This window comes from Martelella mediterranea, from assembly GCF_004342225.1.
GTDB lineage: Bacteria > Pseudomonadota > Alphaproteobacteria > Rhizobiales > Rhizobiaceae > Martelella > Martelella mediterranea_B.
This window is the reverse complement of the sequence record NZ_SMAR01000003.1, coordinates 135,944-161,172: the sequence shown is the minus strand read 5'-3', so window position 1 is coordinate 161,172 and position 25,229 is coordinate 135,944. Positions and strand designations below refer to the sequence as shown.

General features: G+C 55.1%; 18 protein-coding genes, 1 other RNA gene and 1 pseudogene. 7 read left to right on the top strand and 13 right to left on the bottom strand.

The genetic code is table 11. The annotated features are described in order from the left end of the window. Nucleotides 1-58: 58 nt before the first annotated feature. The 8 genes from EDC90_RS03555 to EDC90_RS03520 form a co-directional block, all read right to left on the bottom strand. A complete protein-coding gene (locus tag EDC90_RS03555; RefSeq protein ID WP_132308615.1) occupies nt 59-1,804 on the bottom strand; it encodes a peptidoglycan D,D-transpeptidase FtsI family protein in 1,746 nt (581 codons plus the stop codon). Then, complete coding sequence (gene ftsL / locus EDC90_RS03550) at nt 1,801-2,181, bottom strand: cell division protein FtsL (RefSeq protein WP_132308613.1); 381 nt, start codon at nt 2,179-2,181, stop codon at nt 1,801-1,803. The genes EDC90_RS03555 and ftsL overlap by 4 nt, the downstream gene beginning before the upstream one ends. Continuing rightward, complete coding sequence (rsmH, locus tag EDC90_RS03545; protein WP_132308611.1) at nt 2,181-3,209, bottom strand: 16S rRNA (cytosine(1402)-N(4))-methyltransferase RsmH; 1,029 nt, start codon at nt 3,207-3,209, stop codon at nt 2,181-2,183. The genes ftsL and rsmH overlap by 1 nt, the downstream gene beginning before the upstream one ends. Before the next feature lie 17 nt (nt 3,210-3,226). After that, a complete protein-coding gene (gene mraZ / locus EDC90_RS03540; protein WP_132308609.1) occupies nt 3,227-3,664 on the bottom strand; it encodes a division/cell wall cluster transcriptional repressor MraZ in 438 nt (145 codons plus the stop codon). Nucleotides 3,665-4,068: 404 nt separating this feature from the next. Next, nucleotides 4,069-4,516: RNase P RNA component class A (rnpB, locus tag EDC90_RS03535), an RNA gene on the bottom strand. Nucleotides 4,517-4,588: 72 nt separating this feature from the next. Next, nucleotides 4,589-5,776: an NAD(P)/FAD-dependent oxidoreductase gene (locus EDC90_RS03530; RefSeq protein ID WP_132308607.1), complete on the bottom strand. Its 1,188-nt coding sequence runs from the start codon at nt 5,774-5,776 to the stop codon at nt 4,589-4,591. A gap of 173 nt (nt 5,777-5,949) precedes the next feature. Then, nucleotides 5,950-6,609: a DUF1176 domain-containing protein gene (locus tag EDC90_RS03525; RefSeq protein ID WP_207903836.1), complete on the bottom strand. Its 660-nt coding sequence runs from the start codon at nt 6,607-6,609 to the stop codon at nt 5,950-5,952. Between the two features lies 1 nt (nt 6,610). Beyond that, nucleotides 6,611-7,321, bottom strand: a complete 711-nt coding sequence (locus EDC90_RS03520; RefSeq protein WP_132308603.1) for a J domain-containing protein — start codon at nt 7,319-7,321, stop codon at nt 6,611-6,613. 574 nt (nt 7,322-7,895) lie between these two features. Here EDC90_RS03520 and EDC90_RS03515 point away from each other — a divergent pair. From EDC90_RS03515 to EDC90_RS03495, 5 genes are all read left to right on the top strand, one after another. Next, nucleotides 7,896-9,110: a pyrophosphate--fructose-6-phosphate 1-phosphotransferase gene (locus EDC90_RS03515; RefSeq protein WP_132308601.1), complete on the top strand. Its 1,215-nt coding sequence runs from the start codon at nt 7,896-7,898 to the stop codon at nt 9,108-9,110. A 51-nt stretch (nt 9,111-9,161) separates the two neighbouring features. Next, nucleotides 9,162-9,797 (top strand): hypothetical protein, encoded by a 636-nt coding sequence (locus EDC90_RS03510; protein ID WP_132308599.1) that lies wholly within the window; start codon nt 9,162-9,164, stop codon nt 9,795-9,797. A gap of 151 nt (nt 9,798-9,948) precedes the next feature. After that, nucleotides 9,949-11,190: a DUF3419 family protein gene (locus EDC90_RS03505; protein ID WP_132308597.1), complete on the top strand. Its 1,242-nt coding sequence runs from the start codon at nt 9,949-9,951 to the stop codon at nt 11,188-11,190. A 5-nt stretch (nt 11,191-11,195) separates the two neighbouring features. Continuing rightward, nucleotides 11,196-11,855, top strand: a complete 660-nt coding sequence (locus EDC90_RS03500; protein ID WP_132308595.1) for a class I SAM-dependent methyltransferase — start codon at nt 11,196-11,198, stop codon at nt 11,853-11,855. Nucleotides 11,856-11,979: 124 nt separating this feature from the next. Beyond that, nucleotides 11,980-13,173: a lytic murein transglycosylase gene (locus EDC90_RS03495; RefSeq protein WP_132308593.1), complete on the top strand. Its 1,194-nt coding sequence runs from the start codon at nt 11,980-11,982 to the stop codon at nt 13,171-13,173. Nucleotides 13,174-13,267: 94 nt separating this feature from the next. Here the strand turns inward: EDC90_RS03495 and prfB are convergent. The 3 genes from prfB to EDC90_RS03480 form a co-directional block, all read right to left on the bottom strand. Next, a protein-coding gene (prfB, locus tag EDC90_RS03490) for a peptide chain release factor 2 (protein WP_132308591.1) occupies nt 13,268-14,399 on the bottom strand; the annotation gives its coding sequence in 2 pieces (ribosomal slippage) (nt 13,268-14,329 and nt 14,331-14,399; 1,131 coding nt in all). A gap of 107 nt (nt 14,400-14,506) precedes the next feature. After that, a complete protein-coding gene (locus EDC90_RS03485; protein WP_245510913.1) occupies nt 14,507-16,963 on the bottom strand; it encodes a penicillin-binding protein 1A in 2,457 nt (818 codons plus the stop codon). 189 nt (nt 16,964-17,152) lie between these two features. Continuing rightward, nucleotides 17,153-18,373 carry an N-acetylmuramoyl-L-alanine amidase gene (locus tag EDC90_RS03480; RefSeq protein WP_245510912.1) on the bottom strand — a complete coding sequence of 407 codons (1,221 nt, stop codon included), beginning with the start codon at nt 18,371-18,373 and terminating at the stop codon, nt 17,153-17,155. Between the two features lie 751 nt (nt 18,374-19,124). Between EDC90_RS03480 and EDC90_RS03475 the strand changes: the two are divergent. Beyond that, a pseudogene (locus EDC90_RS03475) lies at nt 19,125-21,209 on the top strand (Rne/Rng family ribonuclease); the annotation flags it as partial. Between the two features lie 1,162 nt (nt 21,210-22,371). Here EDC90_RS03475 and EDC90_RS03470 read toward each other — a convergent pair. Continuing rightward, the gene (locus tag EDC90_RS03470; protein WP_132308585.1) at nt 22,372-22,947 is read right to left on the bottom strand and encodes a nucleotidyltransferase family protein; all 576 of its coding nucleotides are present in this window, start codon (nt 22,945-22,947) and stop codon (nt 22,372-22,374) included. A 323-nt stretch (nt 22,948-23,270) separates the two neighbouring features. Here EDC90_RS03470 and EDC90_RS03465 point away from each other — a divergent pair, with 323 nt between their 5' ends. Then, nucleotides 23,271-24,371 carry a glycerol dehydrogenase gene (locus tag EDC90_RS03465; protein ID WP_132308583.1) on the top strand — a complete coding sequence of 367 codons (1,101 nt, stop codon included), beginning with the start codon at nt 23,271-23,273 and terminating at the stop codon, nt 24,369-24,371. Between the two features lie 47 nt (nt 24,372-24,418). On the opposite strand, the gene fdhD is transcribed toward EDC90_RS03465, so the two are convergent. Then, nucleotides 24,419-25,225: a formate dehydrogenase accessory sulfurtransferase FdhD gene (gene fdhD / locus EDC90_RS03460; RefSeq protein WP_132308581.1), complete on the bottom strand. Its 807-nt coding sequence runs from the start codon at nt 25,223-25,225 to the stop codon at nt 24,419-24,421. Nucleotides 25,226-25,229 lie beyond the last annotated feature (4 nt).

The window sequence follows — 25,229 nt, the reverse complement described above, 5'->3', positions numbered from 1 at the left end:
GTACATCTTCCCCATTCAAACGGGCGGCTTCCGCAAGAAAACGCCCGACGATTCGTTTTCAGTAGGATGCCAGAAGCCCGTCACCCTTTTCACCAAAATCCGGATCAACACCCAAAATCGGTGCTGCCCGGCGAATAATCTCCCCCGCCATTGGCCCGGCATTCCAGGCTGCTGTGCGCCCCGGCACACCTTCTACCTTCTTTGGATCATCAATCGTGACCAGAACCACATACTGCGGATCGTCCATCGGGAATGCCGCAAGAAAAGCGTTGAAATTGTGATCATAGGCGTATTTGCCATCAATAATCTTCTCGGACGTGCCCGTTTTCGCCCCCACACGATAGCCGGGAACCTGACCGTTTCGGCCAGAACCATCCGTTCCGTTCAGCCGCAGCAGATAACGCATTTTGTTGCTGGTATCTTCTGAAACCACATGCTTTGCGATCTGGTCAGCCTGGGCCTCTGTTCGCGGAAGGAAGGTGGGCGGAATAAGTTTGCCGCCATTGATCAGCGCAGCTGCAGCAACAGCTGTTTGCAGAGGGGTTGTTGTAATGCCCTGCCCGAAGGAGACGGTCGCAGAAAAGACACCACCCCACTTTGCAGGCTTCTGAGGTGTACCCGAGCCACCGATTTCGGTCTCGATCCGGTTAAGCAAACCGAGATCTTCGAGAAAATTCTTCTGGTAATCAGGCCCGACAGCTGCCGCAATCCGCGAAGCGCCGATATTCGACGAATAGGTGAAGACTTCGGGATAGGTGAGGATGCGGTTTTGCGCGTGGTCGTCGTTAATGCGCGAGCTGCCGAAATAAAGCGGCGTCTTTGCATCGACAAGGCTATCGAGTGTGAACTTGCCGGATTCCAGCCCCATGGCCAGCGTGAAAGCCTTGAAGGTTGATCCCATTTCGTAAACGCCGGTAATTGCATGGTTCAGCATTCGCGGATCTGTCGCTCGCGGAGGATTGTTCGGATCAAAATCCGGGACTGAGGCCAGAGCAACGATCTCACCGGTATTGGCATCAAGAACAATGCCTGTTGCACCCAGCGCCTCAAACTTCTCCATGCCCTTTACGAGAATATCGCGCATGATGCTCTCAACCCGAAGATCAAGCGAAATCTCGAAGGGTTTCATTTCGATCGAATCCGTCAACCCCAGCCCCATCAGGCTCGAGATACCGTCGGTCTTGTCCATATAGCGCTCAATCCCGGAGAGGCCGCGATTGTCAACATCGACAAGGCCAAGAATATGCGCAGCTTCCGGACCGCCCGGATAGAAACGATGCACCTCAGGCCTGAAGCCGACGCCTGCCACACCAGCGGCGAGAACCTGACTTTGCTGTTTGGGCGTGATCTGGCGCTTCAGCCAAACGAACTCGCCTTTGGATTTCAAAAGGCGATAAGCACGCGAAACATCCAGCTCGGGAAAGATCGGCTTCAGTGCCTCCAGAACATCGTCGGGGCTCGTGATCATTGAGGGATTGGCATAAAGCGACATCATTCTGACGTCTGTCGCCATAACGGCGCCGTTGCGATCAACGATGTCAGGGCGCCGGGCCAGCGTATAAGGTACGGCTGCACGGGCAACAGTTCCGTCTTCCTTAGCCAGTGAATAGTGGATCAGACGCCCGCCAATGATCGCATAAACGGCGACAAACGCCGCAGTGAGCACCGTGACCCGACTGCGCGCAAGACCGACACGTTTTTTCGCAGTTCCCTGGAAAACCGTACTGTCCACCTGTTCACTCTGCTTGGCACAGGCAGGCTTGTCAGACTTCTTACGTAAAAAAAGGCTGGGCATCTTGATCATGGCGTCACCGATCCGGTTATGACAACATCTGTTCCATCAGGCGCGGTTCCGGCCATCAAAGGCGGCAGATCCTCTTCGGCGGGCGGCTCGGGCGCAATCGGGGGAAGCTGGTCGAGCGTTGCAATCTGCTCCGGTTCTGCGGGCTGAAGCTGCAGCTCATCGGCATAGTATTCAGCCAGACGCGAAAGTCTTGCCGGCTGCGTCAGAAGCGCCTGATCGGCCTCCAGAAGGTCGATGGTATTCTTTTCAAGAGCGATCTGATCATCCAGACGCCGCACCTCATCCAGTGTCGCCTCGGCAGAATACTTGATCGTATAGGTTACCGCTGCCGTTGCAGCCATAACAAGAATGAGAACGATATCGAGCGGTCTCAGCATCAGCTTTCGTGGCCTCCGAGGCGGGAAATATCAGCAAGAGCTGGCAGCCCGAAGGCATCCAGACCTGTATGCGGCGCTGGCTCATCCGTGCGCACGGCAGCACGCAGCTTGGCAGAGCGGGCACGCGGATTCACATCCGCCTCCGCTGCACTGGCCGCAATCATTGCTTTTCCCGCCTGCGAGAAAAGCGCCGGGGGCGGCGTAACCTGCGGCAAATGACGTGAGCCGGATGCCTTACCCAGCCTTTCTGCAATAAAATGTTTAACAATCCGGTCTTCGAGCGAATGAAAAGTGACAACTGCCAGAACACCGCCCGGCTTCAGCGCACGTTCGGCAGCTAAAAGTGCGGCGGCGAGCTCGCCCAACTCATCATTGACGTAGACCCGAAGCGCCTGAAATACGCGGGTCGCCGGATGGATCTTGTCTTTCGCACGACGCGGCGTGACCGTCTCGATCATCGAGGCCAGATCACGGGTTGTTTCAAACGGCGTTTCAAGCCGGCGCCTGTCGATTGCACGCGCGATCTTGCCAGCATTCTTCTCTTCGCCAAGCAAACCGAAGATCCGCGTCAGATCGCTCACCTTCGCCCGATTGACCACATCGGCTGCCGAAACACCTTCACGTGACATCCGCATATCGAGCGGGCCGTCTTTCTGGAAAGAAAAGCCGCGTTCGGCTTCATCGATCTGCATGGAAGATACGCCGATATCGAGGACGACACCGTCAAGGCCACCGTCTGGCGCAAACTGATCGAGCACGGAAAACCGGGTCTCGTACAGACTGAGACGCGCACCGGACTTTTCGACGAGCGGCTTTGCCGCAGCAATTGCGATGGGATCACGATCAAGACCGATTACGCTCGCGCCAGCATCCAGAATGGCAGATGCGTAACCGCCTGCCCCGAAGGTGCCATCGAGAATGACCTTGCCGGGCGATGGCTGAAGCACAGCCAGCACCTCGGCAAGCATAACCGGAATGTGACGAACCGGTCCGCCAATGGCATCATCTGTGCCAGGATTCCCCGCCATTCCGTATCCCCGTAGCTTCAGGCACCAGACCGGCCGCCAAACCGGGCCTTGCGCGCGGCAGCCTGCGCTGCCTGAAAGGCCTGCGGCTCCCAAAGCTGGAAGTGGTCCGCACGACCCACGAAAGTGATCTCCCTGCCGATGCCGGTGAAATCGCGAATGAAATCCGTGACCATCAACCGTCCTTCGGCATCGAGCTTCATAAACACGCCGCCACCATGAATCAGGAGCGACATGTCGTTCGCATCGGCTGAAAACGGATCTTCCTGATCGATCTGCCGCTCGAAGCGATCGAGCAGATCCGGCCCGCCGATACTGATGGCTGGAAAGATGAAATCCTGAAAGCAGTAAAGCTCTTCGATTCCCCGCTCGGCCAGCACTGTGCGAAACACTGCCGGGACCGAAACTCTCCCCTTCGCATCGATCTTCTTGGTCGCATTGGAAAGAAACCGGTTCATAACGCAATACCGCCGACGCTTCCGGTGACCGGAACGCAGCCACCCCTTCCCAACCCGATACAGACACAGAAAACCCGCTTCGCCCAAAGGGCGAATTCAACAACAATTCCGAATACTTAGAACAGAACCGCCTTACGAACGCAGGTGCTGCCGATGGCAGCGAACTCTTATCAGATGGGATAACATGGGCACAATTGGGCGTCAATGGGATAACCCGCTATTAACCAAGTCTGCATGCGGCATTAACAGCTGAGATTAGCAGCGCATCGTTAACGAAAGCTTTCCGCGCAAATCATTGAAACAAAAGGGACAACAGGACACGAATCCGTATTGCCCGGGCGCGAATGCAGGGCGAAAGAGCACCTGTGGCGCTCCATCCCAAAAAGTCATCGTGAGAAGAAATAAAAACCAGTTGGCCTGTAAGCCGGGTTCTGTATGGCCTTCTCAGCCAGAGCTGAAAAGACGTGGCGACCATTCATCTGGGACAGCACTTGCGCACTGCCTCTCGCAACCCACCCGGATGACAGACCTGGAAACAGGCTGGCGACAAGCGCCGCGTCATCCCTATTCGGTTTTGCTCCCGGTGGGGTTTACCGTGCCGTGACCGTTGCCGGACACGCGGTGGGCTCTTACCCCACCCTTTCACCCTTACCCCGCCGGCAATAAAGCTCAAAGCGGCGCACAGGCCAAACCAAAGAGCGTTATTGCAGGCGGGGCGGTTTACTTTCTGTGGCACTTTCCCTGGGGTCACCCCCGCCGGACTTTTTCCGGCACCGTGTTTCCGTGGAGCCCGGACTTTCCTCACCCTGCCGCCTTTCGGCATTGGCAAAGCGCGGCCGCCCGGCCAACTGGTGCGGGTTTCCTATACGAGACGATGGCAAATTGCCAACGGAATATCGCTCAGACAGTAACGCAGATCAGAATTCAGAAGAACGAAGGCGCGAAATCGACCGAATACCCCTCGCCCTGCAGCGTGCCCTTATCCATGAGCACCGCGCCAAGGCGACCGATTTCATCAGAGCTCTTCGCGCCGGCACCACAGCCGGCGGTCAGAACGGCCACACGGCTTGAAGGCAGGAAGCCGACCATTGGATAACCGGATGGTGAGTAGGACGTCGCGCAGGTTCCGGTCTGGGTATTGAGAACCCGGATACCCGGCATCAGATCGCAGAGCACCCGCGTCAGATATTCCCGGGTTGCTTTTTGCCCGGAAGAGCGAAACCAGTCTTTGATCGCCGCCTCGTTTTTCAGCGGCAGATCTTCAGGATCACCGCCGATTTTGAGATAGAAACGGCCATCGGGGTAGCGGATCGGCGGCAGAAGATAAATTCCGTCCGTTTCAGCGTCCGGTTTATAGATCAGGCTCGGCATGTCGGCCAGCGCTTCCGCCCCGTCCTCATCGACCTCGAAGTACGCGATCGTACGGGCAAATACACTCAGATCGATTTTGCGTGGCAAAAGCTTTTCGTTCACAGTGAAGCCGCCTGCTGCAACCAGAACCCTGTCGGCGGTATGGACGGAACCGCCCTCCACCTTCACAACGACATGTTCAGCCTTTTCCTGCACCTCTGTGACTGTGTCGGCTATAACAGTGGCCCCGGCCTTTTTTGCCAGCAAAGACTGCGCAGCCACTAGCCGGCGCGGCGAGATATGCCCGGCGTTTTCGGCTTCGTAGACAGCTTTTGTACCATCGGCAAACTCGAAATACGGGAACCGGGCAGCCAGCGCCTCAGCATCCATTTGCTGCGGTTTGACACCACAACTCTCAGCCGCCTCGATGACGGCGGCCATGTAGCGTGTGCCGGAACGTGAAGGCGCGGCGATGAGTGCGCCAACTTCACTGTAAAAGTCGATCCCGCTCTCATGTTCGATAGCGCGATAGCGCGCAATTGAACGATTGGCGAGTTCAGCCCAGACCGGGTCGCGATCAATCGTTCGGGTGATGCGCCCCTCATCATAGTGGCTTGCGAAAACGCCCTTATGGTTGGCCTTATCAAGTGGCTCGTCCGGACCGATCACAGCCACACCGTCTGTCATGGATGCAAGGTGCCTGGCGGCAGCGCTTCCCATCAGACCACGGCCGATAATGATGGTTTTGAAATGCTGTGTCATTCTCACCTCTTGGCCGATACCAAACCAGTCTTGCAGATAAGGCAGCGCCAACCGGTCCGAAAAGGTTCCCGACTGCCCAGAGATTTGCGGATGGACCGCATGATCGTTTCAACGTGATATAGACTTGATTAAAACCGGACAACAGGCCGGGAGCCCGTTTCCTCTTTCAGCCACTACCGCTCAGCATCATAAAGAACAAATGTCGTAGCGGACAGATCACCATCCTGACCATCGAGATTGGCTTCATAGATCGGATCGATCTCATAATGTTTCAGCACGAACTGACCATCTTGCAGAGACCACAATCCTGCGGAATAGGTATCACCAAGACCAAGCCACTTCTCAAAGGTTGAGATCGTCAGGGTTTCAGCATCAAATACCGGATTGATCAATAGGGTATCAGCCTGAAAACCGGTAACGACAGGATCGGCTTTCAGCTCAGTATCGGTTTCATCCCCATCGGCATACTCGATTGTAAACGCCGGTGACGCAAAGGAGGCCAGCGCCATATCCTCAGCATCCTCATCGCCCGTCGCGAAGACATATGCCACAACAAGGTTATACGCACCAGCGTAGCAGTTGATCTCGTAAAGAGTGCCGTGACGGTCAACCGATGTCCCGTCATAACTGGTTTCCGGCCACGATACCGAATAACTGGCGTCGGAAAGACCGGATATCCCTTCCTCGTTACACATATCGGGATGGGCCACCATTACAACGGACCGCGCACCTGATAGCTGGTCGCCATCTGCAAGCGCGGCACTTGCGGTAAGGACCGGGCAAGTCCCGACCAAAAGCGCCAACACCATTTCACCCCTGAGAACAAGGTTCATGTCAGGCAGCCTTTCGTTCACGCTCGATCTCTTCGTAAGCGGCGTTGATCATCGCCATGCGATCGTTGGCAGCAGCATGAAACTCTTTAGGAACACCACGGGCAATCAGCCGGTCCGGATGATTTTCTGCGACGAGTGAGCGATAGCGACTGCGGATCGTCGAAAAATCGTCAGAGCGTTTGACACCCAGAACCCGATAGGGATCGTTCGAGCCACGATCAATGTGACGCGCGCAGATGGCTTTGAAGCGCACCTCGCTGATACCGAAGATCTCAGCGATCCGCGCAAGAAAGGCCAGCTCGTTTTCGTGCACAGCACCGTCGGCCTTGGCGATGTGGAACAGGCCATCAATCACCTCTTCAAGGATCGGACACCCCTCTTCGCCACCAGCACAAAGACCTTTCAGCTTCTCGGCATAGGCTTCGTAGCCAGCAACATCCTGACGAGCGAGATTGTAAAGTCGCGCAACATTCGCGCGTTCCTTGTCGGGGATCTCGAAAATCTCGTGAAATGCATTCACTTCTTCCAGCGTGACGAAACCGTCTGCCTTTGCCATCTTGGCAGAAAGCGCAATCAGAGAAACGGAAAACGCCACCTGACGGCGCGTTTCAGGGTCACCTTCGAAAAGTGTGCGCACAGCCTCAACCACACCGGTCAAAACATTACCGGCGGACTGGCTGACAAAATTGACCAGCTTTTCCCAGAAAGACATCAGGCGCACTCCTTCAATCGGGCCTAACGCAAAACCCAAGATATCAGATTGAACAGTTTTATGTTTTTATGCAAGTCGAACCGATTGGTTCAATTTCAACTTTCTGCGACTTTCTGCAGAAGAATGAACCCGATCGCAATAGCCGATCAGTGATGGCGATCTGAAAACAGCCGCAGACCCTGAACGGCATTGGCGGATCAGAGGCAGACACCTCACCGCCAGATCATAAAGCCTCTATGAATGAAAGCCTTACAGAGCATAATTATACTTTAAATTTTGGCTATTTTCAGCTCACCCGAACAACGATCATCACGCCTCTCATATGTTCTGCTTTCTTTTTCCTTAAGGGTGACTGACGCCTGGCGCGTTTGACAGAGCAGAAGCAGGTGTTGAGGCGGTGCACTTTCGAACTTTTCTGATACAGCCTGCCGCTGCTCCTTTTTAAAGATATCTGAACATATCCTGCCTGGAACCCGCACTTTCTTACGGTTCAGGCTTTACAGCGGCAAGGCTCCTGTCGCATCCATGTCGCATTGAACGTAAATAATTCCACCGTTTTGATGGAAGGATGAAAATGTCGAGCCATAAGGTTGCCATGCTGACCGCCGGGGGCCTAGCGCCCTGTCTATCGTCTGCTGTAGGCGGACTCATTGAGCGTTATTCCGATATCGCCCCCGACACGGAAATCATCGCCTATCGCTCCGGTTACGCCGGACTACTGAAGGGTGACAGCCTTCCGATCACAGCAGCCATACGCGAACAGGCATCCAGACTGCACCGTTTTGGCGGCTCGCCGATCGGAAACAGCCGCGTCAAACTGACCAACCAGAAAGATTGTGAAAAACGTGGGCTGGTTGGTCCCGGCGAAGACCCACTGAAAGTGGCTGCCGAACAGCTGACCAGAGACGGCATTACAATTCTTCACACCATCGGTGGCGATGACACCAACACGACGGCAGCCGACCTGGCAGCTTACCTGAAGAAAAACGGATATGATCTCACCGTTGTCGGCCTTCCCAAAACCGTCGACAACGACGTCATGCCAATCCGGCAAACCCTGGGAGCATGGACTGCAGCTGAATACGGCGCGGCCTTTTTTGACAACATCGCCAACGAACAGAGCGCAGCACCGCGCACGCTTATCATTCATGAGGTGATGGGCCGCCACTGTGGCTGGCTGACCGCGGCCACGGCACGGGCTTATCTGGAGCGTCAGCGCACCGTCGAATATGTCGAAGGCATGTTGATGGACCCAGCCATGAAAATGCTTGATGGCGTTTATCTGCCCGAAATGGCGTTTGATCTTGAAGCAGAAGCCGCACGCCTGAAAGAGGTGATGGACAAGAACGGTTCCGTCTCGCTCTTCGTCTCCGAAGGGGCCTGTCTTGATGCGATTGTCGCAGAGCGGGAAGCCGCAGGGGCAGACGTGACCCGTGATGCGTTCGGCCATGTCAAACTCGACAAGATCAACGTTGGCGACTGGTTTGCCAAACAGTTTGCAGCCCTTCTGGGCGCAGAGCGTTCGATGGTTCAGAAGTCAGGCTATTATGCGCGTTCGGCCCCGGCCAACAGTGACGATCTGCGCCTGATCCACTCAATGGTCGATCTGGCGGTTGAAAGCGCACTTGATGGCGTTTCCGGCGTCACCGGGCATGATGTGGAACGCAACGGTCAATTGCGTACAATTGAATTCGAGCGGATCAAAGGCGGCGGTCACTTCGACCTCAACACCGCCTGGTTCGAAGCTGTCATGGACGAAATCGGACAGGAATTCAGCCCTGCTCATTGATTTTTCCTTCCTGGGAGGCTTTTATAGCCTGATAGGCAGGAGGTGCATAAATTGTCTGTCGAAGCCATGATCGCCTTTCCGGCGCTGGTTTTCGTTGTACTGTCGCTTCCCTCGGGCAGAATGCTTCATTTTGCCCGTTGGCAGTTTCAGCGGCGGCTTAGTGCGCGCTTTGCAGCTGGCTGCGGTGTCCTGATAGTGCGACTGGTAAGCCTGTGCATCGCTGCCGGGCTGGTTTTCTTCTTTTTGACTGCCATGCCGGACGGTATCGTTCTGGCGCGGATAGCAGCAGCCACTTTCCTGTTCATTCTGGCGGTCAGAACCACTTTGAAAGCCCGTCACTTTTTTCCTGTCGCATCAAACGACAATCAGCCGGTCCAGAAATTCCATCAGATTTTCGGCTATGCGATCAGCGCAAAAATCAGCCCATCAACTGAGATTGCCGTTCCCGCGTCAATCCTTGTGCTTTTTCTCAATCCAGAAGCCTTAACACGCGAAACACTGGAAACGCTGGCCATTTCCTATAGCGCTTCAACCGTGTTTTCACTGCTTTTTTATGCAGTGGCAACACGTTTGATCGCATCGCGCATTCGCAGAGAAAACGCGCAGGCACGGAAGCTCCGGATTGAAAAGCTGCTGCGCTCGGGCCTGCCGCGTGTGTCGGCCCGTTACCGACAGGATGCGGCATAAAGGCCAGCCTGCAAGGCGTTCTTGAGAACGCATGCGTCATCAAACTTTAGCAGAGCTGCTCTAGGTGCTGGAAGTTAAACATCCGCATCCAGAGGGAAAGAGTGTCGCCTGCTTCGGGTGATATTCCCCGGCCAGAAGGACGAGAGTGACGATGAGCAGCCTTGAGCAGCGCAACAATCCGAAAATAGGGAACCGCTTGAAAACGGCTCTGTTGCAACACCGCGCATTCTCGAAAGAAGGGTTTTCCGAGCGCCTGTTCGGACTTCTTTTTTCCGGCCTTGTCTACCCGCAGATATGGGAAGATCCGGACGTCGATATTGCCGCAATGAAGCTTGGGCCGGGCCACCGGGTGGTTACAATCGGATCTGGCGGCTGCAATGCGCTGGCTTACCTGACATGCAAGCCAGAACAGATCGACGTTGTTGACCTCAATCCGCACCATATCGCACTCAACAAGCTCAAGCTTGCAGCTTTTCAGCACCTTCCCGATCACGCTGCCATTCTTCAGCTTTTCGGCAATGGCGACAAAGGTGCCGTAGGGTTATATGATCGCTACATTGCAGAACATCTGGATGAAAAGACGCGCGCCTACTGGGAAAGCCGTGACAAGCTTGCCCGCAGACGCATCAGTGTTTTCGGGCGCAACATCTATCGTACCGGTCTTCTCGGAAACTTCATCGGCGCCGGTCACGCCGTTGCGCGCCTGCATGGCGTCAGAATTTCGGATTTAACGGAAGCCGGATCACTGCGCGAGCAGAGACGGTTCTTCGATGAAAAAATCGCTCCTTTGTTTGACAGGCCGCTGATACGCTGGACCACATCCAGAAAATCCTCGCTGTTCGGGCTGGGCATACCACCGAAACAATATGAGGAGCTGGCAAAATCAAGTGAAGACGGAACGCTGGCACCAGTGCTTCGGGCACGACTGGAAAAGCTCGCCTGCCAGTTCCCGCTGAAAGACAACTATTTTGCCTGGCAGGCTTTTGCCCGACGCTATCCGGAGGCTGGAGACGGCGCTCTGCCAACCTATCTTCAGGAGGAAGCATTTGAAGCAATCAGGGAAAATGCACCACGGGTGAAGGTTCACCATGCAAGCTTTACCGAATTGCTGTCTCACCGTGAGGCCGCCTCTGCCGATCGCTTCGTCCTTCTGGATGCGCAGGACTGGATGAATGACCATCAGCTCAACGCACTCTGGTCCGAGATCACCCGGACGGCACGTCAAAATGCTCGTGTTATCTTCCGCACCGCCGGGGAACCAAGCGTTATTGAAGGGCGGCTTGGAGCAGAAACGGCCTCTGAATGGCGGTATCTGAAGGATCAGTCAGAAGAGCTTGGCATGCTGGATCGTTCGGCGATCTATGGCGGCTTCCACATTTATGAAAAGGTCTGAGGCCCATGAGCGAACCGGCAACACCTGACGGCGGGCAGCATGCCATCGCCATGGATGCAATGTACCGCTACCAACGGCACATTTATGATCTGACCCGGAAATACTACCTCTTTGGACGTGACCGGATGATTGCTGGTCTTAACCCGCCTGAAGGCGGATCCCTGCTTGAAGTCGCCTGCGGCACAGCCAGGAACCTGAAGAAGGCTTCCGCGCTCTATCCCCAGGCACGGCTTTACGGCTTTGACATATCGTCTGAAATGCTCATCAGCGCACGCAGAACCTTTCAGCATTGCACTGCCCGCCCCATGCTGCGCACAGCCGATGCCTGCACATTCAGACCTGACGCGTTTGCAGTCGATGGCTTTGATCGGATCATGATCTCTTATGCGGTTTCCATGATCCCGGAATGGGAAAAAGCCTCAGAAAATGCAATAAAAGCGCTTGCTCCCGGTGGTTCTCTCCACATCGTCGACTTCGGTCAGCAAGAGGGGCTTCCAGGCTGGTTCAAAGCTGGCCTGAACCAGTGGCTCGCAAAGTTCCACGTCACACCGCGCCCTGACTTCAGGCAGGTTCTGGAAATGCAGGCAGCCGCAGCCGGTGCCCGGCTGACATTCACGTCTGTCGGTCGTGGTTATGCATCGTTGGCAGTCATTGAGCGACAATAAACGCTTCGCCACGGTCCCCATCGACGATCAAAAACGATTTTAATGAAAGCTTAGGTGGATCGGGCTAGTCTGGTTGTGAATGATATACTCTGTCGAACAGGCACAAGCTTTTGAGGAGACGCCTATGTTTTCCAGGACTATCCGTGCGGCCATTGTCGCCGCCGGAATCTCAACGCTCGCAGCTGGACCCGCGCTTGCGCAGCAATGCGGCGGTCCGCTTTCTGATTTTCTGAACGGGGTGAAACGCGAAGCCGTTCAGAAAGGCCTTTCACCGAGCGCAGCAGACGCTGTTCTGGCGGGCGCTTCGATCAGCAATCAGGTTCTGAAAATGGACCGTGCGCAGGGCGTCTTCAAGCAGACCTTCCTTGAGTTTTCGCAGCGCACCGCCAGCAATTCCCGCCTTCAGATCGGCGCCAAGAAAATCCAGCAATACGCCAGCACATTCAACCGTGCAAAATCCCAGTATGGCGTTCCGGCCGGTGTTTTGACTGCATTCTGGGCCATGGAAACCGATTTCGGCGCGGTTCAGGGCAACTTCAACACGCGCAACGCCCTTGTGACCCTCGCGCATGATTGCCGCCGGCCTGAAATCTTCCGTCCTCAGCTGATCGCACTCATCGAAATGACCCAGCACGGCGACTTCGATCCCAACAGTGAGACCGGCGCATGGGCCGGCGAACTTGGGCAGGTGCAGATGCTGCCGGAAGATATCATCCGTTTTGGCGTTGATGGTGACGGCGACGGACATGTTCGCGTCAAGAAGAGCGCGCCGGATGCGCTTTTGACAGCCGCGAACTTCATTCGCAGCCTCGGCTGGCGCCCGAATGAACCCTGGATCCAGGAAGTTGTCATTCCGCAGGACCTGCCTTGGATGAAAACCGGCTTTGACGGTGGCATGACAGCTGGCCAGTGGTTCCGGCTTGGCGTTCAGCCCCGCGATGGCAATACCCGTTATTCCAATCTTCCAGCAGCTTTACTGATGCCGCAGGGGCGCTTTGGTCCAGCATTCCTCGCCTATCCGAATTTCGATGTGTATCTGAAATGGAACCAGTCTTTCATTTACACCACTTCAGTGGCTTACTTTGCCACGCGTTTTGAAGGTGCCCCGCCCTATCGCGCCGGCAACCCGGAAACAGGCCTCTCCGACAGCCAGATGAAGCGCCTGCAGCGTATCCTTGCCAATAAGGGTTACGATGTCGGCGATATCGACGGCATTCTCGGCGCAGGCACCCGCAATGCCGTTCGCGAAGAGCAGAACCGGCTTGGCATGCCGGCTGATGGCTGGCCAACCCTGCCGCTGCTTCAGGCCCTGATGTAAGATAAAGGCGAACAGTTCACCGATTACAAAGGCCGCGTTCCTGATCAGGAACGCGGCCTTTTACTATTCTTTGTACTTCAAGATGCCCTGCGGCTTAATCGATGTCATCGACTTCGCTGCCCGCAGAGCCGTCGATGCGATGCGCAAGAGCGGCTTCCATGAACGGGCTGACTGCGCCATCGAGAACATCGGACGGAGATGTACTTTCAACGCCCGTCCTCAGGTCTTTGACCAGTTGATAAGGCTGCAGAACATAAGACCGGATCTGATGCCCCCAGCCGATCTCCGTCTTCGACGCAGCTTCCTGATTGGCGGCTTCTTCACGTTTCTGCAGTTCGGCCTCATAAAGCCGGGCACGCAGCATGTCCCATGCTTTTGCACGGTTCTTGTGCTGTGAACGCTCCTGCTGGCACTGCACGACTATACCGGTTGGAATATGGGTAATGCGAACAGCGGAGTCAGTCGTATTAACGTGCTGGCCACCCGCACCGGACGCCCGATAGGTATCGATCCGGCAGTCGCTTTCATTGACGTCGATGTCAATGGAATCGTCGATCACCGGATAAACCCAGACAGACGAAAACGAGGTGTGGCGACGCGCATTACTGTCGTAGGGTGAAATCCGCACAAGGCGATGGACGCCGGATTCTGTCTTCAGCCATCCATAAGCATTGTGGCCTTTAACAAGGATGGTCGCTGATTTGATGCCCGCTTCTTCGCCATCATGCACTTCCATGACGTCGACCTTGTAGCCCTGCCGTTCTGCCCAGCGAATATACATCCGAAGGAGCATATTGGCCCAGTCCTGGCTTTCAGTGCCGCCAGCGCCGGAATGGACTTCAAGGTAAGTATCGTTGGAATCCGCTTCACCGGAAAGCATCGCTTCGACCTGCTGCCGGTTTGCTTCTTCCAGAAGCTTGCGCAGACTGCCTTCAGCGTCGGCCACCACCTCGGCATCACCTTCCTCTTCACCCATCTCAATGAGTTCAATATTATCGGAAAGTTCTGTCTCGATACGGCGAACGGCAGAAATACCGTCTTCAAGAAGCTGCCGCTCGCGCATCAGCTTCTGAGCCTCGCTGGCGTCATTCCAGATGTCGGGATCTTCTGCTTTATTATTCAGCCAATCCAGCCGTTTGATTGCCTGATCCCAGTCAAAGATGCCTCCTCAGCAGGCTTACGGCCTGCTTGGTTTCATCGACAATACCTTCGATTTCCGCTCGCATGGTTCTCTGTTCTTCTTGAAAATGTGTTGAACGTTGCTGCCGGTGAATAAGCGCGGGCGGACGCGATGTAAACCCCGCCTGCCCGAATGGTGTTATGCCAATGAAGCTTAGTAAAGACCGCTCGAACCTGTCGAAATTGCCTTGTTGGCCTGATTGGAATCTTTCAGGATCTGCGCCGGAGGCACGTATCCGGGCATATCAATGATATCCAGTGCTTCGGCAGGACCCGATCCCGGCTTGAAGGCTTCAACAATGACATTCGGTCCGGACCCTGTCGCGCGCATGCCGGTGCTGCGGTTCACCGCAATATCCATCATGCCTTCAGGCTCGATGAAATTCTCTTTCGGGATATTTTTGAGGGCATCCTGCATGAATTCATTGAAGATCGGCGCAGCAAGCCCGCCGCCCGTCCCGTGACGACCAAGCGTGGCCGGCTGATCGAAACCGACATAAAGACCTGCCACAAGGTTGGGGGTGAAGCCCACGAACCAGGCATCCTTCTCATCATTGGTCGTGCCGGTTTTACCGGCAACCGGACGATCCAGATTGACCGCACGTGCCGCAGTACCGCGCTGGACAACACCTTCCATCATCGACGTGACCTGATAGGCGGTCATCGGATCAAGAACCTGTTTGCGCGTATCGATCAGGATTGGCTCGGGCTGACCCTGCCAATCTTCGGCGTTACAATTCTCGCAAATACGGTCTTCATGCTTGAAAATAGTCTCGCCGTATCGATTTTGGATCCGGTCGATCAGCGTCGGGTTAACCTGCTTGCCGCCATTGGCAATTACGGCATAAGCCGAAACCATCCGCATCACACTGGTTTCACCCGAGCCGAGCGCCATAGCAAGAACCGGGTCCATATTGTCATAAATTCCAAAATTATTGGCGTAATCGGCAACAACATCCATACCAAGATCGTTCGCCAGACGCACAGTCATAAGGTTTTTCGACTTTTCAATACCTGTCCTGAGTGTTTGCGGACCAGAGAAACTGCCACCATAGTTTTGCGGTTTCCAGAGCTCTCCGCCGGACTGAATCTCGATCGGAGCATCCATGACCACAGAGGCCGGCGTATAACCGTTATCCAGCGCTGCCGCGTAAACGAAAGGCTTGAAAGAGGACCCAGGCTGACGCATGGCCTGTGTGGCGCGGTTGAACTGGCTCTGAGAAAAAGCAAAGCCACCGACCATGGCGACAACGCGGCCGGTCTGCGGGTCCATGGCGACCAAACCGCCCTGAACCTTAGGCACCTGACGAAGCCGGTAATTATCACCCTCGCCCGTAGCCTCCGCATAAACGACGTCGCCCGGTTTCAGCACGCCTTCCGGACTGGAAGCGTTCTTCTTGCCACGTTCCTGAAAACGATAGGCCCATTTCATATTATCGGCAGAAATGAAGCCGGTGTCGCGCTCGGACGCAACCTTGCCACCAGCTTCGATCTGAGGGCGCAAACCGATTTCGACGCCATCAGCACTTACACCGAGCACCACAGCAACCTGCCAGTCCGGCACATCCCAGAGCGTGCTGACTTTTGAAAGCGGGATACCCCAGTCACCGCTGATATCGATCTGATTGATCGGTCCGCGGAACCCCGCAGCCTCATCATATTTGATCAGACCATCACGCAAAGCCTTCTGGGCGTCAGCCTGAATGTCCGGGTCAAGCGATGTTCTGACGGAAAGTCCGCCTTCATACAGCATCTCCTCACCATATTTATCGAGAAGTTCGCGCCGCACCGCCTCGGCAAAGTATTCATCACCGGCAACGGGCTGATTCTGGTGCGTGGTAACCGCACCCAGCGGCTCGGCCTTGGCCAGATCGGCTTCGTCCTGCGTGATGTAACCATTCTCCGCCATGCGGTCGATAACCCAGTTGCGGCGTTCAAGCGCGGCTTTCGGGTGACGCCACGGATCATAGTTGGCCGGGCCTTTCAACACAGCCGCAAGATAGGCACTTTCAGCAACACTCAGATCTGAAACGGGTTTGTCAAAATAGGTCAGAGCGGCATCGGCAATACCGTATGCGTTCAGACCGAAGTAAACTTCGTTGAGATAAAGTTCGAGGATGGTATCCTTGGAATACGCACGCTCGATACGGAAGGAAAGAATTGCTTCCTTGACCTTACGCTCAATGGTCTGGTCCGAGCTCAGCAGGAAGTTCTTTGCCACCTGTTGTGTGATCGTCGAAGCGCCCACGGGCCGACGGCCTGTTCCGATATTCTTGACATTGGTGAGCACAGCACGCGTCAGACCAACGACGTCGATACCGGGGTGGGTATAGAAATTCTTGTCCTCAGCGGAAAGAAACGCACCGCGAACGCGCATCGGGATGGCATCGATCGGCAGGAACAGGCGACGCTCATGGGCGTATTGCGCCATCAGCTCGCCGTCAGATGCGTACATGCGGGTTGTCACAGGCGGCGTATATTGCGCCAGCACCTCATAATCCGGCAAATCCTTCGCCACGTTGTTCAGGTAAACTGCAACACCGATGGCGACGACCAGAAACAGAACACAGGCCAGGCCGAAAAGATAACCAATGAATTTTATGACGCTCACGTTGATTGAACCTTGATTTTTCACGTCTTCAATTTTCGACGCGTGCTTCCCGCCCCGATGAAAGAGCAGTGCGAATTATCGATTGACACCGGGATAACCCTCGCCGCTCTCGAAAGAAACTCTCATTTCACCATTTTACGATGAATGTGCGCATTTTGCGACCATGGTGTTTTCAGCATCATCTGAAGTTCACTCCCCGGCATCCGCTATTGTCGGCTTGTGATATGCTTTTACGGCATCGACAAGCCTTTCAATCAGCTTGTCGCGCCAGGCAGGATCCTGCATACGCGCCTCATCCTGCGGATTGGAAAGAAACCCGATCTCAAGAAGAATTGAGGGAATATCCGGTGCGCGCAACACCATAAAGCCGGCATAGCGGTGAGGATTATTGATCAGGCCGATCTGTCCCTTGAACGATTCGACCACCCTGTCGGCAAGATTGATCGAAAAGCTTTGCGTTTCCCTGCGGGTCAGGTCGAGCAGTATATCGGTGACCTCTTCTGGTTCGGTCGCGGTTTCCAGACCAGCGATTTTATTGGAGAGGTTTTCCCGTCGCGCCAGTGCTGCTGCAAGCCGGTCGGACGCTTTGTCAGACAGGGTATAAACTGTTGCGCCTGAAATATCCGGCTGGCTCAGTGAATCGGCATGAAGCGATATAAAAAGGTCAGCGTCATGCTGACGGGCAAGCTCTACGCGCTGAGAGAGGGACAGATAGACATCCGAATCACGCGTCAGATAGGCATCAAGGCCGGGTTGCTCTTCCAGCTTTTTGGCGAAGGTGCGGGCAAACTCGAGCGTGATATCCTTTTCCAGCGTCTTCGAATCTTCTCCGATGGCACCGGTATCAATACCGCCATGGCCGGCATCGACGGCAACCAGAAACCCATCTTTCTCGACATCCGCGTCTGCCGGATTACTGATGGTCTTTGAAGAAAGCGCAATCGCCTGATCATCGCGCAGAGGCGCTTGATCTGCGATCAGTTTCTGAAACCGCGCCGCGTCTGTCATGGCCAGATCTATGACGAGCCGCGCCCCTCCCGCCTCGTTTTCGCGTGTCTCGGCCAGGGTAAGCTGAAACGGTTGCGTTGCTGTCAGGATGACACGAGATTGTCCCGGACCGGTGGTTCCATAGCGGATATCCGAAATCATCCCGCGCGGTTCAACGGAGTCAGCAGAGAAGCTGAATGATGTCGATGGCAGCGTCAGGATGAGACGCGCCGGATTGGACATGTAGTGATAGTTAAATGCGGGCTTTCTATCGAAATCAATCACCAGTCTGGCACGGGCGTCATCCCCCACCAGAAGCCCGTTATAAGCAATCAGAGGCGAAGCGTCCGCAGCATCGGACTGACTGCCGAAAGCGGACAACGGAACGAAAAGAACCAGCAGAAAAATCAGGAAACGCGCCAAAGGATCTCCGCTCATAAATTGCCCGAAGTGTTGATAGCGCCTGTGTCAGCAAGCAGCAATGTATTGTCAACACCGCCCCATACTTACAACCTATCAGTTTATATCAAATTGATCATCATCAGGGCCTCTAAAAAAAGGGAAGCATTGACCTCTTAGCCCTCAACGGAAAAAACGGCGATTTTCCGGCCACTTGCCACATTCCACACTGATTGACGTTAACGTCACAACATATGTGACCAAATGCAGCAGTTCATCGGCTTTTTTCTTGCTATTGTTGCCCGGAAAACATACTAATGCCTGACAGGTGGAGATTTGAGACGGGACAGGTCCAAGCTCCGGCAGCCGGAATCTAAACTGATTCGCGCCACAAAGAGCGGTCGATCGTCCGCCGTCATTCCACCACCGGACAGCATATCTTTGCTGACATATGTCTTAACAAACGGCTGTGCAGCAAAAGAATTAACGCTCCTGAGACGCTCAAACTCAGGTGCGCATTCATCGCCTCCTTGATAAAAGGGAGGTAAGGCAACATTGATTTCGACTGGTCTCAGATGAAGACGAAGCGTCAGTTCACCCCGTCAGTTTCCGCCGCAAAAAGCGGCGCTGTTTTTGTACGGCTGGTCGGCGCGCAGATCTCGTTTCGCCAGGCGAACACCTTATTATTCGGCGCCAGCACGCGTGACCATTCCCCTCGAAAAGCTTTGACAAGCCCGGGAACAGGCGAGCGGCCGCGCCGAGGAGCTTTTCTTAAATGGCAGATAAAATGCTTGTCGACGCCTCTCACGAAGAAGAGACGCGCGTCGTTGTCGTACGTGGAAATCGGATAGAGGAGTTCGATTTTGAATCGCAGCACAAGAAGCAGCTGCGCGGTAATATCTATCTGGCAAAGGTAACGCGGGTCGAACCCTCGTTGCAGGCCGCATTTGTCGACTATGGCGGCAATCGTCACGGCTTCCTCGCCTTTTCCGAAATCCACCCCGATTATTACCAGATCCCTCTGGCTGATCGTGAAGCCCTGATGCGTGAGCTCAGCGGCGAAGACGATGACGCGCAGTCGGCGGAAACATCCGAAACTTCGGAATCGAACGGCGATGACAGCAAGCCGAAACCGCGCACACGCCGCGGCAGAGCGAAATCGCGCGCCAAGAAGGAAACGGTCGAAGCCGCAGACGAAAATGCTACACAGCTTGAAGAGCAGTCCGACGGCCCCGAAGAAGCGGCTGTAAAGGCAGAAGCAGAAGAGACTGCTTCCGAGGCTCCGGCAGAAGAAGAAACAAAGCCTGCAAGAAAGCCACGCGCCCGCAGACGCAAGAAAGCCGATCCCGAAGCCGAAGCGAATAAAGCCGGCGCGGCCGAAGCCGATGAGAGCGACGCGAAGACGAAAGCAGGCGAAGACGGAGAAGCTCCGGGCGATGAAGACCAGAACGGTCCTTCGCATATGGAAGCGAAAGTCGATTCCGACACGATTTCCGAAGATATCGACAGCGACGATGAAGATGATGTTGAGTCGGTCGGCGCAGAAGATGCGATGGAAGAGGTTCCGGAAAGCGCGCATCGTCGTATGCGCAAACAATACCGTATCCAGGAAGTCATCAAGCGCCGTCAGATCATTCTGGTTCAGGTTGCAAAGGAAGAGCGCGGCAACAAGGGTGCTGCGCTGACGACCTATCTTTCGCTTGCCGGCCGGTATTCGGTTTTGATGCCGAACACCGCACGGGGTGGCGGCATTTCCCGCAAAATCACCAACCCGGCAGACAGAAAACGTCTGAAGGAAGTTGCCAAGGGGCTTGATGTTCCGCAGGGCATGGGCGTGATCCTGCGTACAGCCGGTGCAAACCGCACCAAGGCCGAGGTCAAGCGTGACTTCGAATACCTGATGCGTCTTTGGGAAAACGTACGCACAAAAACGCTGACCTCGACGGCGCCGTGTCTCGTCTATGAAGAAGGCAGCCTGATCAAGCGCTCTATCCGCGATCTTTATAACAGAGACATCGACGAGATTATCGTTTCGGGCGATGAAGGCTATCGTGAAGCCAAGGATTTCATGAAGATGCTGATGCCCAGCCACGCCAAGGTGGTTCAGCGTTATCGTGATCCGCATCCGATCTTTTCGCGATCCGGCATCGAGGCACAGCTGGACCGTATGCTCCAGCCACAGGTCACCCTGAAATCAGGCGGCTATCTGATCATCAATCAGACCGAAGCGCTGGTGGCGATTGACGTTAACTCGGGCCGTTCGACGCGTGAGCATTCGATTGAAGACACAGCGCTTCAGACCAACCTTGAGGCGGCGGAAGAAGTTGCTCGCCAGCTTCGTCTGCGTGACCTGGCCGGTCTTGTGGTCATCGACTTCATCGACATGGAAGAAAAGCGCAATAACCGTGCGGTCGAGAAGAAGCTGAAAGAGTGCCTCAAGAATGACCGTGCGCGTATTCAGGTTGGCCGAATCTCACATTTTGGCCTTCTGGAAATGTCGCGTCAGCGCATCCGTGCATCGGTTCTGGAATCAACAACGCAAACCTGCCCGCATTGCGGCGGAACCGGTCATGTCCTCTCTCAGTCTTCTGTCGCTCTGCATGTATTGCGCAGTGTCGAAGAATATCTGTTGAAGAACACAACCCATAACATTCGCGTGCGCACATCACCGGAAACCGCGCTTTACGTTCTCAACCAGAAACGCAGCAGCATCGTCGATTATGAAAACCGGTTTGGCGTCGATATCACCATCGAGGCTGATAATACGCTGGAAAGCGTTCACCTTGAAATCGACCGTTGTGAGCCTGTCGAAAATCCGGTCAAGATCGAAAGCCTTTTCGACTTCAGAGATGAGCCGGAAGAAATCGACATCACGCCGGTTGAAACAGAAACCGACAGCAGCAACGATGACGACCAGTCCTCTCCGTCCGGTGATGAAGGTGGAAAGTCTCGCCGCAAACGCCGCAAACGCCGCCGCGGCAACCGTAATAACCAGAACGGGAATGGCGACGGCAATCAGAATCAGTCGTCTGAGAACAATGACGGCGATGACGAAAGCAATGATGATCAGGCAGCATCCGCTGAAAACGGTGACGGCCAGCAGGATGATCAGCCCCGCCGCAAACGCCGTCGTGGAAAACGTGGTGGACGTCGAAACAAGAACGACAGCAACGGTCAACAGCAGGAAGACACACCGGCTCAGAACAATGATGAAACTGGTTCCGAAAATGCCCCAAGTACGCCCGTTGTAGCATCTGACACTGAAAAAACGACAGAAAGCGCGGCAGAATCGAACGTCTCCGAAAGCATAAAAGAAGACACTGCTACATCGGAGGAGAAGTCAGAGACCGAGGCCACTGTGACGGCTCAAGGGCAGGAAACGGCCCCGGAACCAACAGAGAAGCCGAAGCGTCGGCGCCGGAAGCCGGCTGCGACCAAGGTGAAAGAATACGCTTCTGCCGATGAGGCTTCAACGCAGCCGCCCGCCGAGGTGACATCTGAAGATGAGGCGATGGCTGAAATTGAAGGGCGCAAGCCACGTCGGCGCACCCGCAAGGCAAAGCCTGCAGAGACAGAAGCGCCGACCGCCGAGGCACCGGAACAGAAGCAGGAGCCGGTTGCACCTGAAACCGAGACGACAGCAGCGACTGGATTTTCTGAACCTGATCAGGTTCAGACTGAGGCACCTGTCTCCGAATCCAACGCTGACAGTGAAAACGTATCCGTCGCAGCTGAGACCACAGCCGACCAGGATGCTTCGGTTGAAACCGACGACAATCAGGCGCGGGCTAACCGCGCATCGAACGTCACAAGCTCAGAACCAGTTGTGACATCCAACGGTAACGGTGATGAAGATGACAGGCCGGCAAAGCCGAAACGCGGCTGGTGGCAACGTCGCGGGTTCTTGTAAGACCTGCTGACATCTGAACGGCTAAACGCCAGCCTTTCCGGGCTGGCGTTTTCTTTTGGCAAAAGGCAACGGCTGAGCAGATTCTGAATACCGGCTTTCATAAGCCGTGTTTTTAGTGATCCCAGTCCAGCACCGAAAGATGCGGCCAGAGATTTTTCCAGCGGGTCGATTTTTCTTCATACGCTTCGCGGGAGGCCTGGGTTTTGTTCGGGCGGATGATCCCCTGCATCAGGTCTGCAAGCCCAAACGGCGCATCGCACTGCCAGCGTCCTTCAGCAGGACGAATACCAAGTGAGGTCGCTGTGGTCGGGAACGTGCTGATCGCGTCGGACACGCTTTCGTAAGGCTCGATATCGTAGCCAAACCTGCCAGCGTACCAAAGATGGACCCGCGCTTCATTTTTCACATCGATCCAGAGCGGCAGATTAGAAAACAGCGCACGAATTCTTGCTGCGGTCTGGTTTTCCGAACGTTCTGAAAGATCGTCGGCATCAAAATAGACGAGATCGATATCTGCGATACCATGCGAAGGCGAAAATCCTGCCTGATGGTTCCAGACTGTCTGGGCCAGGACGCCAGCAACCAGCCAGCAGTCCGGCAATGCAATCTTGTGCCAACTGTTCAGGATCGGCTCAAGAACCGGGCTTTGACAAACAATCGATTTCAGTTGCGTAAAATTTTCGTCCATGAACTCTTGATATCCAGCGGCTGAAGACCGCCTGCGACAATTTTTCCTTAAGGCTTAGCGCACTGCGAAAGTCGGATAAATTCTTGATAATTGCAATGTCACTGCGCCGGGTTTGCTTGATACGGCGCTTGAGCTGCGCCTGCTGAGCTGACGTTTTTCAAATGCCGCTTCCATAGCGCTCGCAAAATGACGGTCGCAGCCCAGCACCTGACCTTGAAATTGCGTTCTTCAAGCCCCTTCTTTCTTCAGGGTGACGTTACTTCCTACGCCATCAAACACCCAAATCCGTTTGAAAAATGACGGAACAGACAGGGAGCCATATCATGATTTCAACAACGATTTTTCCGGGGCGTTATGTTCAGGGCAACGGGGCGATCAGCCTTCTGACAGAAGAGATTGCAAGGCTCGGGAAAAGTGCACTGGCCATCGTCGACAAGGGCGTCATTCCATTTGTCGGCGATGCTGTTAAAGGCGACGACAAGGCTGCCATAACAACAGAAATCTTCAACGGCGAATGCTCGGACGAAGAAATCACCCGTATTGGCAAACGTGTGGCTTCCGAGGGCGTGAACGTTATTGCAGGTGTTGGCGGCGGTAAATCGCTCGATACAGCCAAGGCCGTGGCACATGCAGCAGGCCTGCCAGTGGTGATCGTGCCGACACTGGCTTCGACGGACGCACCCTGCAGTGCACTTTCGGTGATCTATACCCCGGAAGGAGCCTTTAAACGCTATCTCTTTTTGCCGCGGAACCCCGACGCCGTTCTGGTCGATACCAAACTGATCGCCGGTGCACCCGTTCGGTTGCTTGTTGCCGGCATGGGCGACGCAATGGCGACATGGTTTGAGGCGGAAGACTGCAAGAACTCTGAAAGCCCGAACATGACAGGCCGGTCTGGCTCAATGACAGGTTACGGCCTGGCAAAGATGTGCTTCGAGACATTGCTCGCTGACGGGCCTGCAGCGAAGGCCGCAGCCTCTGAGAAGATCGTAACGCCTGAATTTGAACGGATCGTTGAAGCCAACACGCTTCTGTCTGGCCTCGGCTTTGAAAGCGGTGGGCTTTCCGGTGCACATGCCATCCACAATGGCCTGACGGTTCTTGAGGGCACCCACAGCTACTGGCACGGCGAAAAAGTTTCTATCGGTACACTTTCACTGCTGATGCTGACGAAACGTCCGAAAGAAGTGGTCGATACCGTATTCGGCTTTTGCGAGGCGATCGGGCTGCCAATGACCTTTGCTGATATCGGTATGGCTGACGTCACGGATGAACAGTTGCTGGAAGTGGCAAAGCTTGCCTGCGACCCGGCCGATACCATGGGCAATGTCCCTGGCGATGTGACGCCTGCCGATGTTGTCGCGGCCATGAAAGCGGCAGATGCCGAAGGGCGTCGTCGCAAAGCAGCGCAGCTCAACGCCTGAATGTGAGAGTTTCCGGGACCGGGGCCTCCCCGGCCCCGTTCAAGCTTTCAGATTCGGATACGATCCATATGGCTCAGCACTGAAAAACCATCCCCGCGGGCCATACCGATCAGTGTAATGCCTGCATCTTCCGCAGTCCGGATTGCCAGAGCGGTCGGCGCGGAAATCGCAATCAGAACCGGTGCTCCGGCAATGGCTGCCTTCTGCACCATCTCCACCGAAAGGCGGCTGGTAACGACCAGTGCGCCGCCGTTCACATCCCCTCCTGAGCGTGCAAGAGCACCAACGAGTTTATCGAGCGCGTTATGGCGACCGACATCCTCACGCACGGCTGCAATACCGCTTTCCGGTCTGTAAAATCCTGCACCGTGAACAGCTCGCGTCTGTGCGAACAGCGGCTGCTGCGCTGTGAGTAAGTTTACAGCTTCATTGACCTGATCCGGGGTTATGGAAAAACCGTGAGCAACAGGACCGGGAAGCTGACGCATGGCTGCCTCAAGCGATTCCAGCCCGCAAAGCCCGCACCCGACAGGGCCTGCCATCGACCGTCGCCGTGCCGAAAGCGCGGCTGACCGGTCTTCCGACAGTGTAATCTGAAGATCAACGCCATTATCGAATGAAATGACTTCCACCGCCTCGATCTGCGCGGGGTGGTCGATAATGCCTTCGCTCAGAGAGAAGCCATAGGCAAAATCTTCCAGATCCGCAGGCGTTGCCATCATAACGGCATGGCTTGATCCGCCATAAGACATCGCAATCGCCACTTCAGATGCAATGGCGCGCTCATTCTCATGCGCACCTGCATTGCTGAAGGTTATAATGGTTTGATTTTCCTGAATATCCCAGACTGTCACATTG

Coding starts and splice junctions, on each gene's coding strand:
- EDC90_RS03555 (WP_132308615.1), bottom strand. CDS start 1,804: ATGATCAAGATGCCCAGCCTTTTTTTACGTAAGAAGTCTGACAAGCCT.
- ftsL (WP_132308613.1), bottom strand. CDS start 2,181: ATGCTGAGACCGCTCGATATCGTTCTCATTCTTGTTATGGCTGCAACG.
- rsmH (WP_132308611.1), bottom strand. CDS start 3,209: ATGGCGGGGAATCCTGGCACAGATGATGCCATTGGCGGACCGGTTCGT.
- mraZ (WP_132308609.1), bottom strand. CDS start 3,664: ATGAACCGGTTTCTTTCCAATGCGACCAAGAAGATCGATGCGAAGGGG.
- EDC90_RS03530 (WP_132308607.1), bottom strand. CDS start 5,776: ATGACACAGCATTTCAAAACCATCATTATCGGCCGTGGTCTGATGGGA.
- EDC90_RS03525 (WP_207903836.1), bottom strand. CDS start 6,609: ATGAACCTTGTTCTCAGGGGTGAAATGGTGTTGGCGCTTTTGGTCGGG.
- EDC90_RS03520 (WP_132308603.1), bottom strand. CDS start 7,321: ATGTCTTTCTGGGAAAAGCTGGTCAATTTTGTCAGCCAGTCCGCCGGT.
- EDC90_RS03515 (WP_132308601.1), top strand. CDS start 7,896: ATGTCGAGCCATAAGGTTGCCATGCTGACCGCCGGGGGCCTAGCGCCC.
- EDC90_RS03505 (WP_132308597.1), top strand. CDS start 9,949: ATGAGCAGCCTTGAGCAGCGCAACAATCCGAAAATAGGGAACCGCTTG.
- EDC90_RS03500 (WP_132308595.1), top strand. CDS start 11,196: ATGAGCGAACCGGCAACACCTGACGGCGGGCAGCATGCCATCGCCATG.
- EDC90_RS03495 (WP_132308593.1), top strand. CDS start 11,980: ATGTTTTCCAGGACTATCCGTGCGGCCATTGTCGCCGCCGGAATCTCA.
- EDC90_RS03470 (WP_132308585.1), bottom strand. CDS start 22,947: ATGGACGAAAATTTTACGCAACTGAAATCGATTGTTTGTCAAAGCCCG.
- EDC90_RS03465 (WP_132308583.1), top strand. CDS start 23,271: ATGATTTCAACAACGATTTTTCCGGGGCGTTATGTTCAGGGCAACGGG.